The organism is Burkholderia sp. 22088 (assembly GCF_052045915.1).
In the GTDB taxonomy this organism is placed as follows: Bacteria; Pseudomonadota; Gammaproteobacteria; order Burkholderiales; family Burkholderiaceae; genus Burkholderia; species Burkholderia cepacia.
In genome coordinates this window covers 176,299-192,672 of record NZ_JBQEPY010000004.1, presented here as the reverse complement: position 1 = coordinate 192,672, position 16,374 = coordinate 176,299, and the positions used below count along the sequence as shown (strand labels likewise).

The window sequence follows — 16,374 nt, the reverse complement described above, 5'->3', positions numbered from 1 at the left end:
GGCACAGTGAAACGGGCTCCTTTGCGGAGCCCGTTTCGTTCGAGGTCATGCGGCGCTATTCATGCGCGAACGCGGCGACCTGCCGCGCGCCGCGCAGTGGATGAACGCGGCTCAGCCGCCGCTCAACCGCGCGCCTTCTGCCAGGCGGATTCGACGAATACGCGGCAGAGCGCCTCCATCCCCTGGCGGTCTTCTTCGTCGAAGCGCGCGGCTACCGGGCTGTCGACGTCCCACACGCCGATCAGCGTGCCGTCGCCGGCCACCAGCGGCACGACGATTTCCGATTCCGACGCGGCGTCGCACGCGATATGGCCGGGGAAGTCATGCACGTCGCGCACGACCTGCGTCTCGCGCGTCTGCGCAGCCGTGCCGCACACGCCCTTGCCGAGCGCGATCCGCACGCAGGCGGGCTTGCCCTGGAACGGCCCGACCACGAGCTCCGTCCCGTCGAAGAAGTAGAAGCCGGCCCAGTTGAGACGGTCGAGCGAGTGGTAGACCAGCGCGGCGAAGTTGGCCGCGTTCGCGGTCAGGTCGCGTTCGGATTCGACGAGCGCGCGTGCTTGCTCGACGAGCGTCGCGTATTGATCGGCCTTGGAGGCGTTGGGGTCGTTGGACAGCGTGAACATGGCGGAAAAGCGATCAGGGTTGTGGAATGCGCGATGCGCGTACCGCAGTCTACGGCACGCACGCACGGTTTGCAGCGCGCGGTTGCGCGTGACGCGGCGAGCTCAGTCGGGTTCGAGTTCGGCAAACCGCGCGGCCAGAAAATCGAGCAGCGCGCGCACCGCAGGCAGCAACCCCCGGCGCGACGCGAACACCGCATGCACGATCTCGCGGCGCGGTGCCCAGTCGGGCAGCACGGTTACCAGCGCGCCGCGCGCGACCTCGTCGCGCACCATCATCGTCGGCAACTGCACGATGCCGACACCCGCGACGGCCGCCGCGCGCAACGCGAGCATGCCGCCGGTCACAAAGCGCGGCAGGTGGTGGATTTCCGCATGCGCGCCGTCGGGCCCGCGCAGCCGCCACACGTGCGTGGACTGCGGGACGCCGTGATCGAGGCTCGGCAGGCGCGCGAGATCGGCGGGAACGGCCGGTGCGCCATGCTCGCGCAGCAGCGCGGGGCTCGCGACGAGGCACTGGCCGCGCTCGGCCAGCACGCGCAGCGCGAGATCGCTGTCCTCGAGCGGCGGCGGGCGTACGCGGATCGCGACGTCGATCCCTTCGCCGACCACGTCGACGCGCCGGTTGGTCGCTTCCAGATGAATCTCGACGCGCGGGCACGCGACCATGAACGCGGCGATCATCTCGCCGACGAGCGAATCGAGCAGCACGATCGGGCAACTGACGCGCACGATGCCGCGCGGCTCCTCGTGCAGCAGCGCGATCGCCTCGTCGGCCGCATCGGCCTCGACGAGCATCGCGCGGCAATGCGCGTAGTAGGTCTGGCCGACGTCGGTAACGGTGAAGCGGCGCGTCGAGCGCTGGATCAGCCGCATCCCGAGCCGCGCCTCGAGCAGCGCGATGCGGCGGCTCAGCTTCGATTTCGGCATGTCCAGCGCACGCCCGGCCGGTGCGAAGCCGCCGTGTTCGACGACCTGCACGAAATAATAGAGATCGTTCAGATCCCGCGCTTTATCGTTCATGAAATGGAACGCTGAGTGCGATTTTGGCAGTCTACCGGATCGATCGTTCCACCTCTATATTCCTGTCCAGGATGCGAAACACGTGTTTCGCCGCAATTCGGAGAAGGCAATGAAGAAGATCCAGGGTGTGTACAGTGCGCCGCGCGGCCATTGGGTCGGCGACGGTTTCCCGGTGCGTTCGATGTTCAGCTACCAGTCTCACGGCGCGCATCTGAGCCCGTTCCTGCTGCTCGACTACGCCGGCCCGGCCACGTTCGAGCCGGGCTCGGCCTCGGCGCCGCGCGGGGTCGGCCAGCATCCGCACCGCGGGTTCGAGACGGTGACGATCGTCTATGACGGCGAGGTCGCGCACCGCGACTCGACCGGCGCGGGCGGCGTGATCGGCCCGGGTGACGTGCAGTGGATGACGGCCGCGAGCGGGATCCTGCACGAGGAATTCCACTCGGAAGGGTTCACGAAGCGTGGCGGCCCGCTCGAGATGGTCCAGCTGTGGGTGAACCTGCCCGCCAAGGACAAGATGGGGGCGCCCGGCTACCAGACGCTGCTGGACGCGGACATCCCCGTGGTCGAGCTGCCGGACGGCGCGGGGCGTGCGCGGATCATCGCGGGCGAGCTCGACGGGCGGCGCGGCCCGGCCCGCACGCATACGCCGATCGACGTATGGGACGTGCGGCTCGTGGCCGGCGGCCATGCGCGGTTCCCGGTCGCCGAAGGGCGCACGCTCGCGGTGGTCGTGCTGAGCGGTACCGTGCAGGTGAACGGCGAGACGGTCGCCCGCGAAGCGCAGTTCGTGCAGCTCGGCCGCGACGGCAGCGACGTCGAGATCGAAGCGAACGGCGACGCGAAGCTGCTGATCCTGAGCGGCGAACCGATCGACGAGCCCGTCGTCGGATACGGGCCGTTCGTGATGAACTCGCAAGCGGAGATCCGCACCGCGATCGAGGACTTCAACAACGGCCGCTTCGGCCAGATGCCGGCATGACGGACAGGCCCCGCGCAATGCGGGGCCTTTTTTTCGGGGACGGGCAGCCGGTCGCGCGGCGCGTGCGCTTCGGGGCATAATCGACGATTGCCGCGCGCCGGCCGGCGCGCCCGAATCAGGACCGACCATGAACGCATCCGCCGCATCCCCGAGCGCCGCCGATCTCGACTGGCGCTGGAAATCCTTCGACGCGCTGACGGCGCGCGAAGTCTATTCGATCCTCGAAGCCCGCAGCGCCGTGTTCGTCGTCGAGCAGAATTGCGTGTATCGCGACATCGACGACGCGGACCAGGCCGCGTGGCACCTGGCTGCATTCGATCCGGCCGGGCGCCTCGCCGGCTATCTGCGCGTGCTGTTGCCGGATGCGCAGAACACCGATGTCCGCATCGGCCGCGTGCTGACGACCGCCGCGTTTCGCGGCGCCGGCCTGGGCAACGGGCTGCTGTCGCGCGCGCTCGAGCATATTCGCGCGCAGTGGCCGGATACGCCGGTGAGCCTGCATGCGCAGGCCCACTTGCAGCGTTTTTACGGGGCATTCGGCTTCACGCCGAGCTCGGACGTGCACGACGAGGACGGCATCCCGCACGTGTGGATGAGCAGCGCGCGCGCGTAATGCGTGCCGCGCCGCGCGGCAGTCAGTGCGCGGCGCGCGCGACCGACGGCGCGTCCGCGCGTTGCGCGGCCCGTTCGCCGATCAGGCGGCCGCGGGCGGACAGCCGCAGCCAGTGCCGCAGCGCGATCAGCGCGCCGATCACGCTCATCATCGAGCCGGGAATCCACAGCAGCAGGCCGCCGATCTGCTGGTCGCGCAGCGGGCTCAGCCACGTGAACGCGCGGCCGCAGATCGAATAGATCGGATACAGCTCGTGCGGCGTGAAGAAGATCAGCGCGCCGAGTGCGATCTGCGGCGGGATCGCCGCGACGACGATCAGGATCCGGCGGCCCGGCGACAGCCGCGCAGGCGGCGCGGGGCGCGGATCGACGACGAGCCACCAGAACAGCAGCCCGTCGATCACCATGCTCCAGTTCATCACGCGATAGAGACGCCAGTCGAGCATCGCGATGAAGTGGATCGGCGACAGCAGCCAGAAATAGATCAGCCCGACGAACAGCACGACCGCGACGACGGGATGGAACACCACGTCGAGTGTCGCGCGCACGGGCGCCCACGCGAGGGCGGGGCGCACGAAGCGCTGCCGCCAGCGAAACGGGATGCCCGCGCGAATCGCCGCGCCCGGATAGGACAGCGCGATGAAGAACGGCCCGAGGTGGTGCAGCACGAGGTGCTGCGCGCGGTGCAGGAAGAACTCGTGCTCGAAGAAATAGTCGAGCCGTGTATGAAGTGCGATGTAGAGCGCCGTCAGCCCGAACCAGAACGAGAACTGCCGCAGCGGCGACACCTTCGCCTTCTTCACGCCGCGCGCGAACAGCACGGCAGCGGTGAGCACCGCGATCACCACGGTCGGCGACGGTTCCCACGGATCGAGCCAGTACAGGAGGTTCATCGCGCGCGCATCACTTCGCCTGGGCCGGCGATTTCACGGCGAACGGCGCATCGACCGTTTCGCCGTCGGAGAATTTCAGGCGCAGGTGCACGGTGTCGCCCGGCTTGATCGCGTGCTTCGGCTCCTCGAGCATGAAGTGGTAGCCGCCCGGTGCGATGTCGACCTTGCCGCGCGCGGGGACTGTCAGCTTGTCGACCATTTCCATCTTCTGCGTCGAGCCGTTCGAGACGGTCTGGTGCAGCATCGCCATCCCGTAGTCGGGGCTGTCGACGTCGACGAGATCGACCGGCTTGTCGCCCGTGTTCACGATCGTCACGTAGCCGCCGGCCGGCAGCTTGTTCGGCAGCCAGCGCACCCATGCGTTCTGCGCGGTGATCGCGCCGGCGGCATAGGCGTGGGTGCCGGCGCACAGCGCGGCGAGGAGGGCGAGCGTCTTGAGTGTCGTCTTCGTCTTCATGTCGTGAGAGGAATTCAGGTGGTGGAGGCGGTGTCGATGATCCGGCGCACATCGGCGGCGATGGCGTCGGGCGAGTCGCGGTCGGTCGCAAGCAGGCGGGCGCGGCCGGTTGCGTCGAAGATGTAGACGGCCGAGCTGTGCGTGACTTCGTAGCCGTCGGACGGATCGCGCTGTTCCATCTGGTACGCGACGCGATAGCGCTTCGCGAGCGATTCTATCTGGCGGTCGGTGCCGGTCAGGCCGCGCGCATGCGCGGCGTCGAACGCGGCGACATACGATTGCATCGCCTGCGGCGTGTCGCGCGCAGGATCGACCGAGACGAACAGGATGCGCACGTCGTTGGCCTGCGGGCCGAGCTTCGCCAGCACTTCCATCAGCCGTGCCATCGTTTCGGGGCAGACGTCGGGGCAGTGCGTGTAGCCGAAGTAGACGAGCGCGACCTGGCCGTGGAACGCATCGGCGTCGACGGGATGGCCGTCGCCGCCCGTCAGCGTGAACGACAGGTCGGGCAGGTGGCCGGTGACGTTGGTCAGGTTCCAGCGCGGCTCGTCGTGCGTGCACGCGGCGAGCGCCACGGCGGCGGCGAGGGCCGCGGTCGTGCGGATGAGGCGGGAGAAGCGCCGGTGCGGCGCTGGGCGGGCAGACGACATCCTGGGGCTCGATCGGACGGAAAGGTGACCGGCCGGCGCGATGCCATGCGTCGCGCGGCAGGCGGTTGCGACTGTAGCGCAATTCGCGCGCCCGCGTCCTTTCGAAACCCGTACGGGGCGGGCGAGCGGGGCAATATGTCGCAGTCGACGCAATCGGCGGCGGACGGCCGGCGATGCGCCGGTTTCGCCCATCTCGGTGCGCAGGCGCGGTAAGATGCGCACAATTCCATCGCGCAGCGGCGGTGCGGCGTTTGCCGGCCGCCTCTCAGACTATCGAATCGATGCAATCCGTTCCGGCTTCCCTGTCCCTGACCGATACCGCGTTCTTCTTCGACTTCGACGGCACGCTCGTCGAACTGGCGCCGACGCCCGACAGCATTCACGTTCCGCCGTCGCTGCTGACGCTGCTCGACGAGCTGCGGCGCCGCTCGCACGGTGCGGTCGCGATCGTGTCCGGGCGCGGTATCGACAACCTCGACACGTTCCTCAAGATGCCCGGCCTGCCGATCGCCGGCCTGCACGGCGCGGAGCGCCGCGATGCGAACGGCGACACGCAGCGCATCGGCTTCAACGACGAACGCCTGCTGCGCATCGAGCGCGAGCTGGCGGCCGTCGTCGACCGTCATCCGGGCATGCTGCTCGAAATCAAGGGCGCGGCCGTTGCGCTGCACTACCGCAACGCGCCCGAGCGCGAGGCGGCTGCGCGGGCGGCCGCCGAGCGCCTCGTCGCCGACTATGCCGATGCGTATGTGCTGCAGCCCGGCAAGATGGTGTTCGAGATCAAGCCGAAGGGGGTCGACAAGGGGCGCGCGCTGGCCGCGTTCCTCGACGAGCCCCCGTTCGCGGGCCGCGTGCCGCTGTTCGCGGGCGACGACCTGACCGACGAGAAGGGCTTCGCGGTGGTCAACGCGCGCGGCGGCCTGTCGATCAAGGTCGGCGCGGGCGAGACGTCCGCCCGCACGCGGCTCGATTCGGTCGACGCGCTGCATGAGCAGATCGCGCACTGGCTCGGTGCGGGGCAGCCGCACGCATGAGTCGCCTCATCATCGTTTCAAACCGCGTCGCACCGATTTCGGAAGGCGAACCGGCGGCAGGCGGCCTCGCGATCGGTGTCTACGATGCGCTGAAGGAGACGGGCGGCATGTGGTTCGGCTGGAGCGGCGAGGTCGTCGCGTCCGGCGCGCCGCAGATTCGCGTCGAGGAGCACGGGCCGGTCACGTTCGCGACCATCGGCCTGTCGCGGCGCGACTACGACCAGTATTACCGCGGCTTCTCGAACGCGACGCTGTGGCCCGCGTTTCACTACCGCACCGACCTGATCCAGTACGACCGTCACGAGTTCGAAGGCTACAGCCGCGTCAACGTGTGGCTCGCGCAGCAGCTCGTGCCGCTGCTGCAGGACGACGACGTGATCTGGGTGCACGACTATCACCTGATCCCGTTCGCGCGCGCGCTGCGCGCGGCCGGCGTGAAGAACCGCATCGGTTTCTTCCTGCACATCCCGTTTCCCGCCGCGCAGGTGCTCGTCAACGTGCCGCCGCATCGCGACCTGGTCGAGTCGCTGTGCGCGTTCGACCTGCTCGGCTTCCAGACCGAACCCGACCTGCGCGCATTCTGCGATTACGTCGAATCCGAAGCGGACGGCGTGATCGAGCGCGACGGCCGCCTGGTGACGGTGCGCGCATTCGGCCGGACGCTGCGCGCGGCCGCGTATCCGATCGGCGTGCATCCGGACGAGATCGCGGCGCTCGCGCAGGCCGGCGAGCACGGCAAGGCGGTGCGCACGCTCGCGACGTCGCTGCGGGGCCGCAAGCTGATCATGAGCGTCGACCGGCTCGATTACTCGAAGGGGCTCGTCGAGCGCTTCCGCGCGTTCGAGAAGTTGCTCGAGCACGAGCCGTCGCATCGCAATCGCGTGTCGTTCCTGCAGATCGCGCCGTCGACCCGTGCGGAGCTGCGTGCGTACCAGGACATCCGCCTGCAGCTCGAAGGAGAGTCGGGACGCATCAACGGACGCTTCGCCGAGCTCGACTGGGCACCGATCCTCTATATCCATCGCCAGTACGACCGCCAGCTGCTCGCGGCGCTGTACCGGCTCGCGCGGGTCGGCTACGTGACACCGTTGCGTGACGGGATGAACCTCGTCGCGAAGGAGTACGTATCCGCGCAGGATCCGGACGATCCGGGCGTGCTCGTGCTGTCGCGTTTCGCGGGCGCCGCGCGCGAGCTGACGGGGGCGCTGATCGTCAATCCGATCGATATCGACGGGATGGCCGATGCGTTGTCGCAGGCGCTGACGATGCCGCTCGCCGAGCGGCGCGCGCGTTATACGGACATGATTGCGCAGCTTCGCGAGAACAACGTGTCGGTGTGGCGCGACAACTTCCTGCGCGATCTGCAGCACGCGTAACCGACGCCCCTCGCCGGAAATGAAAAAGCCGCAGTGCGAGCAGCACTGCGGCTTTTTTGCTGGCTGCGGGCCGGTGCGTCAGGCCACGCGTTCGCCGGTCGGCGTGCTGCCGTCGGGCGCCGCGTGATGGCGGCCGTGCTGCTTCGCGAGCAGGTCGCGGTACAGGCCGGGGCGGTTGCGCAGCACGTCGGGCGGCCCGTCGTCGATGACCTTGCCGTTGTTCATCACGATGATCCGGTCGAAGTTGCGCAGCGTCGACAGGCGGTGCGCGATCGCGATCACCGTGCGACCGACCATCAGGCGGTCGAGCGCGCTCTGGATCGCTTCCTCGGATGCGCTGTCGAGCGCGGACGTCGCTTCGTCGAGCAGCAGGATCGGCGCGTTCTTCAGGATCGCGCGCGCGATCGCGATGCGCTGGCGCTGCCCGCCCGACAGCTTGACGCCGCGGTCGCCGACGATCGTGTCATAGCCTTCCGGCATCGCTTCGATGAATTCCGCGCAGCGCGCGTCGCGCGCGGCCGCGAGCACTTCGTCGCGGGTCGCATCGGGGCGGCCGTATGCGATGTTGTCGTAGATGGTCCGGTGCAGCAGCGAGATGTCCTGCGGCACGAGCGCGATCGCGTGGCGCAGGCTGTCCTGCGTGATCGTCTTCACGTCCTGGCCGTCCACCTGCACGACGCCGTCCTGCGTGTCGTAGAAGCGCTGCAGCAGCGCGAGCACGGTCGACTTGCCGGCGCCCGACTTGCCGATCAGGCCGACGCGCTGGCCCGGCTCGATATGGAGATCGAAGTGGTCGAGGATCGCGCGGCGGTGCGGATACGCGAACGTCACGCGCTCGAAGTCGACGCGGCCGCCCTTGGCCGACAGCGGCTGGGCGTCCGAGCGATCGGGCATCCCGTGCGGCTCGAGCAACGTCTTGACGGCTTCGGACAGGCGCGCGACGTGCTGGGTGACGTCGACGAGCGCGACCGCGAGGTCGCGCGTGCCGTGCAGGATCGTGAAGCCGAGCGAGCTGACGAGCACGATGTCGCCGGACGTCGCGCGGCCCTGGTCCCACAGCCAAAGCGCCCAGCCGAGCAGGCCGGCGGACAGCATCGCGGTGATCACCGCGTGCAGCAGGCGCAGCTTTTCGAGATAGAGCAGGCTTTGCTGGCGCGCATCCATCTCGGCCTTGACCGTTGCGCCGAAGCGCTTCTGTTCGCGCAGCGTCATCCCGAACGCACGCACGAGGCCCATGTTGCCGATCACGTCGACGAGTTCGCCGTCGACCGCGGCGGCCTTCGCCGCGAACGCATGGTGGCGGGCCGAGCCGCGCCCGGCGAGCTTGAACAGGATCACGGACAGCACGGCCGAACAGCCGAGCAGGCCGGCGGCCATCATCGGATTGACGACGATGATCATCAGGATCGCGCCCATCACCGCGATGCACGGCGGCAGCACGTTCCACGCCATCGTGTTCTCCGACGTGTAGACGGCGTTCGACGTGGCCGTGATGCGGCTCGCGAGCGTGCCCGGCTGCTTTTCGGAGTAGTAGGTCGGCGAATGACCGATCAGGTACTGGAACAGGTCGCGCCGCAGGTCGCCGGTGACCGCGACGAACGTATGCGCGGCGACCCAGCCGCCGACGCGCCACAGCAGGTTGTCGGCCGCGATCAGCCCGACGAGCAGCGCGAATGCGCTCCACAGCGGGCCGGGGTGATGACGCCCGGTCGCCAGCACGTCGATCAGGTGCTTGATCGCGTATTGCGAGCCGAGCGCGCAGCCGACGGCGGCCAGCACGCTGCAGAGCACGATCAGGTGGGCAACGGGATGCAGGCGGATGTAGCGGAACAGGAACGCGATCGGCCGGTGCGCGTAGCTCGACAGCTTCGCGTTGTGGGCGTTGCGCTGGGCAGGGGTGAGAGATTCCAAAATATGCGTGCGGTGATTCGGTGATTGAGCGTGGCGGCGGGATCGCTTGCCGGCGTTCGCCCGGACTGAATAATCCGGCATTGTAAACAAGGCCGTGCGCTGCGCTGCGCGAATCTTGCCTCGGCCAGGGGTGCGCGATCGATTTTGAGATAAAATCCGGCATCCCGTCCTGTCTCATGTGCCGGAATCACGCTGCCGGCAGTCACGGGGGCAAGGAATGCCAAAAGGGCCTTCCACTCTAGAACGGACACCCAAGTCCGCGGGTTGCAAAGTGTTGCACCTTTGTAACAAAGTAAAGTGTTTGAAATGTTGTGCGCCGTATCGGGATTAACCCTAGATAATCGGCTCCGGGTTCGATTCCAGGTTTTTTACGAACCCCTGTCAACGGGTCTTCGTTTCAAACGTTCTATGCCTGTCGCGTCGCCGACGCTCCTTGAGCAGCGCGGGTTTGACGCCCCCGGCAGGCTGATTCGTCCGACTTTTCGGGCGAAATGCATCCAGCCCGGACCGCCGGCAGGTTGCCGACCCATACCTGGTTTTTAGCCGATTTTTTAGGAGTTGCGCATGCGAATCGCCCAAATCGCTCCGTTGCACGAAGCGGTGCCCCCGAAACTGTACGGTGGTACCGAGCGAGTGGTGTCCTACCTCACCGAAGCACTTGTCGAGATGGGGCATGACGTTACGCTCTTCGCGAGCGGCGATTCGCAAACCTCCGCGAAGCTCGAGGCGTGCTGGCCGCAGGCGCTGCGCCTCGACCCGACGATCCGCGACGTGATGGCCCCGCACATGCTGCTCCTCGAGCAGGTGCGCCGCCGCGCGGAAGAGTTCGACGTCCTGCACTGCCACATCGACTACTACCCGTTCTCGCTGTTCTCGCGCCAGCCGGTCCCGCATCTGACGACGATGCACGGCCGTCTCGACCTGCCGGAACTGCAGCCGATCTTCAATGCGTTCAGCGACGTGCCGGTCGTGTCGATCTCCGACAACCAGCGCATCCCGCTGCCGCAGGCGAACTGGCTGTCGACCGTTTACCACGGCCTGCCGGAAAACCTGCTGACGCCGATCCCGAACGTGAAGCCGAGCTACCTCGCGTTCCTCGGCCGCATCTCGCCGGAGAAGCGCGTCGACACGGCGATCCGCATCGCCGAGCAGGCCGGCCTGCCGATCAAGATCGCCGCGAAGCTCGACAAGGCTGACCGCGCGTACTACGAAGAGAAGATCAAGCCGCTGTTCGCGCTGCCGCACGTCGAGTACATCGGCGAAATCAGCGAAGCCGAGAAGACGGAATTCCTGGGCAACGCGCACGCGCTGCTGTTCCCGATCGACTGGCCGGAGCCCTTCGGCCTGGTGATGATCGAGGCGATGGCCTGCGGCACGCCGGTGATCGCGTTCAAGCGCGGCTCGGTGCCGGAAGTGATCGACAACGGCGTGTCGGGCTTCGTCGTCGAAGACGAACTGTCGGCCGTCGCGGCGCTCAAGCGCCTCGATACGCTGCCGCGCGAGAAGGTCCGCGCCGCGTTCGAAGCACGCTTCTCGTCGAAGGTGATGGCGCAGAACTACGTGAAGGGCTACGAGGAACTGCTGCGCCAGAAGCGTCGCACGGTGCTCCGCGAAGTCAACGCAGGCTGATTGCGGGCCGCCGCCCGGCGGCGCGCGGCTCGCTAACGACGCCCCGTCCGGGTTTCCGGCGGGGCGTTGTCACATCCGCGGCGCGGATCTGTTGTATTCTCGCCGCGCCCGACGCCGCGAACGGCCCCCGAAGCGGCCCGGCATGGCATCCAGCCATCTGTCCAGACGGTAATGTCCCTATAATGGCCGTGCCGTGAAATCCGGCCCCGCACGAATATCCAGAGGAGAGCAGTCTTGGCGAGAACGAAATCCACGCGCGCAGCGCCGGCCCCCGGCGCCGGTGTGATCTTCGCGTTGCGTGCGATCGGTCTCGTGCTGCTCGCGCGCTGGCTGTTCTCGATGTCCCAGATGGGCTATCGCTCGTCGCTGTCCGCGATGGTGTCGTCGCCCTGGGCGTTCGTCTACCTCCTGCTGATCTTCCTGCTGCTCGCGCTGCCGGGTGCCGTCGCGCGCGCCGAGCGGCCGTTCCATCCGCTGCCGCAGTGGCTGCGCCAGGCGCTGCGCGTCTTCGCGCTGATCGGTTTCCTGTTCGCGGTCTGGTCGATCGGCATGTTCGTCTGGGTGGATGGCTGGCGCCTCGCGCTGCATGCCGTGACGGCGACCAACGGCTGGCTCGTTGCGGCCCCGGCGCTTTATGCGGCGATCGTCTGGATTTGCCGCCCGCGGCCGCTGTGGCGGACCAACGTGGCGGCCCGCCGCTTCGCGGTCGGCCGTTATGCGATTTCGCTCGACGTGCTGACGCGCACCGCGATCGTCTGGATGGAAAGCCGCAAGGTCGGCCAGTACGACGCGCGCGAACTGTCGGTGCGCTGGCCCGGCCGTACGGCGCCTGCCGCCGGCGAAGGGGCGACGGGCGGACAGCCCTCGGTCGTGCCGCCGCGCCGCGGCGGCCTGTTCAATCGACCGAAGGTCGAGCTGCTGTGGGATTCGCCGGCGGCCGTCGGCCATAACCGGCAGATCGTCATGCGCGCGCCGCTCGCGACCGAAGGCGACCGCGTCGCGGTGCTTGCTCTCGACGCCGCGCTCAAACAGATCGTCTGACAAGTCCCGCGCACGGCGGGCGGGCGCGGGGGATTGGGGCGGCCGGCTAGGAACGGCCGGCTAGGTGCGGACGGCCAAGACCGGCCAGGCCCGGCCGAGTCTCGATATGGCCGGCCCGGTTCGCATCGCCATCCCGATCCGGATCCGGATCGGGATCCTGTTCGACTCGAGCGGCGTTTTCCGCCAGACACCCGCCTGCCAGGCCTCGCCGCTCCTATCCAGCCCGTCTCGGCCGGGCGATTCAGCCGCCCGGTCCGTTCCGCGCTCAGCGCACGAGGCAGGGGCGCTTGTTGTTGAAAGTCCACCCCGGAATCAGGTACTGCATCGCCGCCGCGTCGTCGCGGGCGCCGAGCCCGTGCTGCTTGTACAGTTCGTGCGCGACCGCGACGGCATCCATGTCGATATCGATGCCGAGACCCGGCCGCTTCGGCACCTCCACCAGCCCGTTCTCGATCTTCAGCGGCTCGCGCGTCAGGCGCTCGCCGTCCTGCCAGATCCAGTGCGTGTCGATCGCGGTGACCTGGCCCGGTGCGGCGGCCGCGACATGCGTGAACATCGCGAGCGACACGTCGAAGTGGTTGTTCGAGTGCGAACCCCACGTGAGGCCCCAGTCGCGACACATCTGCGCGACGCGCACCGAACCCTGCATCGTCCAGAAGTGCGGATCGGCGAGCGGGATGTCGACCGCCTGCAACTGCACCGCGTGGCCCATCTGCCGCCAGTCGGTCGCAATCATGTTGGTTGCCGTCGGCAGCCCTGTCGCACGGCGGAATTCGGCCATCACCTCGCGGCCCGAGTAGCCGTTCTCGGCGCCGCACGGATCTTCCGCGTAGGCGAGCACGTGATGCTGGTCGCGACACAGCCGCACGGCCTCGTCGAGCGACCATGCGCCGTTCGGGTCGAGCGTCACGCGCGCGTCGGGGAAGCGCTCGGCGAGCGCCGTCACGGCCTCGATCTCGCTCGCACCTTCGAATACGCCGCCCTTCAGCTTGAAGTCGTTGAAGCCGTAGCGCGCATGCGCGGCCTCGGCGAGCCGCACGACGGCCTCGGGCGTCAGCGCGGCTGCGTCGCGCACACGCGTCCAGTCGTCGGTCGCGCCGCTGCCGTCGCGGTAGGGCAGCGCGGTCTTCGTGCGATCGCCGACGTAGAACAGGTAGCCGAGCATTTCGACGCGCTCGCGTTGCTGGCCCTCGCCGAGCAGCGCGGCGACCGGCACGCCGAGATGCTGGCCCAGCAGGTCGAGCAGCGCGGCCTCGAGCGCGGTGACCGCGTGGATCGTCGTGCGCAGGTCGAAGGTCTGCAGACCGCGGCCGCTCGCGTCGCGGTCGGCGAAGGTGCGCCGCACGTCGTTGAGCACCGCATGGTAATTGCCGACCGGCTGGCCGACGACGAGCGCACGCGCATCGTCGAGCGTGCGGCGGATGCTTTCGCCGCCGGGCACTTCGCCGACGCCGGTCCGGCCCGCGCTGTCCTTCAGGATCACGAGGTTGCGGGTGAAGAACGGGCCGTGTGCGCCGCTCAGGTTGAGCAGCATGCTGTCGTGGCCGGCGACCGGGATCGCTTGCAGGTCGACGATGCGCGGCGTGTCGTGGGAGGGCGAGGCAGGGACGGCGTTCATGGGCGGCGATGGCAGAAGGGTGGGCAATGCCGTGCGGCAAAAGCTTTGCCGCGCGCGGCAGGAGGTGCGATCATTCGACAACCGACGTGCGCGGCGCGCAAGCCCCCGCAGGTCGATGCAACCCGGAACGGGGTGGGAGCGACAACCTGACCAGCGGAGCGCAGAACGCGAAAGCTGGCTGATCGTAAGGCATGGGACCAGGCAGTGCCGGCGTGCGCGCTTGAGTCGACAGGAGATCCGTGTTTTGATCATCAGTCGTCGGATGACTTGTGACGCAGTATAATGAATCATCGGCTTTCACTCAAACCCCGCGTAAACCCTCGGCTCACATTACGATCATTCAAAAAGGAACCGGCCTCATGTCCGTGCCTACGCTTCCCGCAGCGCCGCGCCGTCGCGCACGCAGCCTCGCACAAGATGTCGTCGACGCGCTGACCGCGCAGATCGAAAACGGCACGCTGCGTCCCGGCGACAAGCTGCCGACCGAAACCGAAGTCATGGCGGCGCAGGGCGTGAGCCGTACGGTCGTGCGCGAGGCCATCTCGCGGATGCAGGCAAGCGGCCTCATCGAGACGCGTCACGGCATCGGCAGCTTCGTGCTGGAGCCGTCGCGCCGCCAGACGCTCGGGATCGACCCGGCGACGATCACGACGCTACGCGACGTGCTCGCGGTGCTGGAACTGCGCATCAGCCTCGAGAGCGAATGCGCGAGCCTCGCCGCGCAGCGCGCGAACGAAACCGACCTGGTCGCGTTGCGGCGCGCGCTCGACGCGATCGCAACGGGGGCGGGCGGCGGCCGCGACACGGCGCAGCTCGACTTCCAGTTCCACCTGCAGATCGCGCAATCCACCGGCAACCGCTATTTCGTCGACATCATGACGCAGCTCGGCACGTCGATCATCCCGCGCACGCGCGTGAATTCGGCCCGCTTTGCCGGTGACGATCTGGAGCGGTACGTCGGCCGGCTGAACCACGAGCACGAGGACATCTACGAGGCGATCGCGCGCCACGACCCGGAGGCCGCACGCGCCGCGATGCGCACGCACCTCACCAACAGCCGCGAGCGGCTGCGCCGCGCGCACGAGGCGGCCGAGGCCGAGCGCGACACGCAGGCCGGCTGATGCGCCGGGCGGTGCGTCCGCCCGGTCGAATCCCGTCAACATCAGTCGTCATACGAGATCGATATCCGTTCATCGATCTCCGCGGCCGGGCGGCGTGTCCGCCGCCGGCCGCCGGCACCGCCGATCAGCCTCCCTTCGTCGTGATCGTCTTCCACGCGCCGCTCTTCACCTGGTACAGCGTCGACATCCCGCTCTTCAGCGAGCCGTCGTTCGCGAACGAGATGCGGCCGGTGACGCCTTCGAAGTCGATCTTCTTCAGCGCCGGACGATAGACCTTCGGGTCGGTCGAGCTGGCCGCCTGCATCGCCTTGATCGCCGCCCAAGCGGCGTCGTAGCCGAACTGCGCGTACGACAGCACGTCGACCCCGAAGCGCTTCCTGAAGCGCTGTTCGAAATCCTTCCCTTGCGGCAGCTCGTCGAGCGGCCGGCCGTATTCCCATGCCATCGCGCCTTCGGCGGCCGGGCCCGCGATCTTGATGAACTCGTTGTCCTTCACGCCGCCGCCGCCGACGAACTGCGCGTTCAGCCCGAGCTGGCGCATCTGCTTGATGAAGTTCGCGGCGAGCGAATCGAGCCCGCCGAAGAAGATCAGGTCGGGATTCTTGGCCTTCAGGCTCGTGATCTGCGCGCGAAAGTCGACCGCCTGGTTGCTGGTGAATTCGCGGCCGATGAGGTTCCCGCCGGCGGCCTTCACGGCCTTCTCGAACTCGTCGGCCTCGCCCTGGCCGAACGCGGTGCGGTCGTCGATGATCGCGATGCGCTTCGCCTTCGTCACGTCGACCGCGTACTTGCCCGCGTTGCCGGCGTTCTGGCCGTCGGTCGCGATCACCATGAACATGTTCGCCAGCCCGCGCGAGGTGAGCGTCGGGTTGGTCGCCGCCGGATCGATCACAGGGATGCCGGCCTTGTCGTAGACGACCGAGGCCGGAATCGTCGTCCCCGAGTTGAAATGGCCGACCACGACCGACACGTTCTGGTCGACGAGCGCCTGCGCGGCCTGCACGCCGATGCGCGGGTCGGCCTGGTCGTCCTGCACGACGAGGTTGAAGTGCGCGGGCTTGCCGGCGATCTGCACCTTCTGCGCGGCGGCATCGTCGAGCGCGAGCTGCACGCCGTTCTGCAGATCCTTGCCGTAGCCGGCGTTCACGCCCGTGAGCGGCGCGGCGAAACCGACCTTCACGTCGGTCGTGTCGGCAGCCCGGGCGGCCTGTTGCGAGAGGAGGGCAAGCGCGGATGCAATCGACACCGACAGCAGGGAATGACGGAATTTCATGTTGTTCCTCTTGTTCGATACCTGCGAGTAAGTACCGCACACGCTCGGGATGGCTGAACGCGTGCGACGGGCGGGCGGTTCGACCGCTTCTCGGAATCGGGCGGGGAGGTCGGCATCGTGATCCTCGGAAG

Annotated in this window: 15 protein-coding genes; 7 read left to right on the top strand and 8 right to left on the bottom strand. The window is 68.1% G+C overall.

Going from position 1 to position 16,374, the window contains the following annotated elements; translation table 11 throughout:
- Positions 1–122: 122 nt before the first annotated feature.
- Both ACTJLD_RS09165 and ACTJLD_RS09160 read right to left on the bottom strand, forming a co-directional pair.
- Positions 123–626, bottom strand: a complete 504-nt coding sequence (locus ACTJLD_RS09165; RefSeq protein ID WP_021163091.1) for a GAF domain-containing protein — start codon at positions 624–626, stop codon at positions 123–125.
- A gap of 102 nt (positions 627–728) precedes the next feature.
- Entirely contained in the window at positions 729–1,646 is a 918-nt protein-coding gene (locus ACTJLD_RS09160; RefSeq protein ID WP_021163092.1) for a LysR family transcriptional regulator, read from the bottom strand.
- Positions 1,647–1,755: 109 nt separating this feature from the next.
- On the opposite strand from ACTJLD_RS09160, the gene ACTJLD_RS09155 reads away from it, so the two are divergent.
- Positions 1,756–2,628 (top strand): pirin family protein, encoded by an 873-nt coding sequence (locus ACTJLD_RS09155; protein WP_060196103.1) that lies wholly within the window; start codon positions 1,756–1,758, stop codon positions 2,626–2,628.
- Between the two features lie 127 nt (positions 2,629–2,755).
- A complete protein-coding gene (locus ACTJLD_RS09150) occupies positions 2,756–3,241 on the top strand; it encodes a GNAT family N-acetyltransferase (RefSeq protein ID WP_021163094.1) in 486 nt (161 codons plus the stop codon).
- A gap of 22 nt (positions 3,242–3,263) precedes the next feature.
- Here the strand turns inward: ACTJLD_RS09150 and ACTJLD_RS09145 are convergent, their stop codons facing one another.
- Genes ACTJLD_RS09145 through ACTJLD_RS09135 form a run of 3 tightly spaced genes read right to left on the bottom strand, consistent with a single transcriptional unit; the run spans position 3,264 to position 5,240 of the window.
- Complete coding sequence (locus tag ACTJLD_RS09145) at positions 3,264–4,133, bottom strand: cytochrome c oxidase assembly protein (protein ID WP_021163095.1); 870 nt, start codon at positions 4,131–4,133, stop codon at positions 3,264–3,266.
- A gap of 10 nt (positions 4,134–4,143) precedes the next feature.
- Positions 4,144–4,590 (bottom strand): copper chaperone PCu(A)C, encoded by a 447-nt coding sequence (locus tag ACTJLD_RS09140; RefSeq protein ID WP_027787990.1) that lies wholly within the window; start codon positions 4,588–4,590, stop codon positions 4,144–4,146.
- Positions 4,591–4,604: 14 nt separating this feature from the next.
- On the bottom strand, positions 4,605–5,240 hold the full coding sequence (locus ACTJLD_RS09135; RefSeq protein WP_440658591.1) for an SCO family protein: 636 nt from the start codon (positions 5,238–5,240) through the stop codon (positions 4,605–4,607).
- Positions 5,241–5,521: 281 nt separating this feature from the next.
- On the opposite strand from ACTJLD_RS09135, the gene otsB reads away from it, so the two are divergent.
- Both otsB and otsA read left to right on the top strand, forming a co-directional pair.
- Positions 5,522–6,274, top strand: coding sequence for a trehalose-phosphatase (gene otsB, locus ACTJLD_RS09130; protein ID WP_027787988.1), 753 nt, complete (start codon positions 5,522–5,524; stop codon positions 6,272–6,274).
- On the top strand, positions 6,271–7,650 hold the full coding sequence (gene otsA / locus ACTJLD_RS09125; RefSeq protein WP_059695467.1) for an alpha,alpha-trehalose-phosphate synthase (UDP-forming): 1,380 nt from the start codon (positions 6,271–6,273) through the stop codon (positions 7,648–7,650). Before otsB ends, otsA begins: the two co-directional genes overlap by 4 nt.
- Positions 7,651–7,728: 78 nt before the next feature.
- Here the strand turns inward: otsA and ACTJLD_RS09120 are convergent, their stop codons facing one another.
- Complete coding sequence (locus ACTJLD_RS09120; protein WP_027787986.1) at positions 7,729–9,561, bottom strand: ABC transporter ATP-binding protein; 1,833 nt, start codon at positions 9,559–9,561, stop codon at positions 7,729–7,731.
- Positions 9,562–10,125: 564 nt separating this feature from the next.
- Here ACTJLD_RS09120 and ACTJLD_RS09115 point away from each other — a divergent pair.
- Both ACTJLD_RS09115 and ACTJLD_RS09110 read left to right on the top strand, forming a co-directional pair.
- Positions 10,126–11,190 carry a glycosyltransferase family 4 protein gene (locus ACTJLD_RS09115; protein WP_027787985.1) on the top strand — a complete coding sequence of 355 codons (1,065 nt, stop codon included), beginning with the start codon at positions 10,126–10,128 and terminating at the stop codon, positions 11,188–11,190.
- Positions 11,191–11,424: 234 nt separating this feature from the next.
- Complete coding sequence (locus tag ACTJLD_RS09110) at positions 11,425–12,231, top strand: hypothetical protein (RefSeq protein ID WP_021163102.1); 807 nt, start codon at positions 11,425–11,427, stop codon at positions 12,229–12,231.
- Positions 12,232–12,496: 265 nt separating this feature from the next.
- Here ACTJLD_RS09110 and gudD read toward each other — a convergent pair whose 3' ends face one another.
- Entirely contained in the window at positions 12,497–13,849 is a 1,353-nt protein-coding gene (gene gudD, locus ACTJLD_RS09105) for a glucarate dehydratase (RefSeq protein ID WP_060196115.1), read from the bottom strand.
- A 359-nt stretch (positions 13,850–14,208) separates the two neighbouring features.
- On the opposite strand from gudD, the gene ACTJLD_RS09100 reads away from it, so the two are divergent.
- Positions 14,209–14,970 (top strand): FadR/GntR family transcriptional regulator, encoded by a 762-nt coding sequence (locus tag ACTJLD_RS09100; RefSeq protein ID WP_027787983.1) that lies wholly within the window; start codon positions 14,209–14,211, stop codon positions 14,968–14,970.
- 124 nt (positions 14,971–15,094) lie between these two features.
- Here the strand turns inward: ACTJLD_RS09100 and ACTJLD_RS09095 are convergent, their stop codons facing one another.
- Positions 15,095–16,243 (bottom strand): branched-chain amino acid ABC transporter substrate-binding protein, encoded by a 1,149-nt coding sequence (locus ACTJLD_RS09095; RefSeq protein ID WP_027787982.1) that lies wholly within the window; start codon positions 16,241–16,243, stop codon positions 15,095–15,097.
- Positions 16,244–16,374 lie beyond the last annotated feature (131 nt).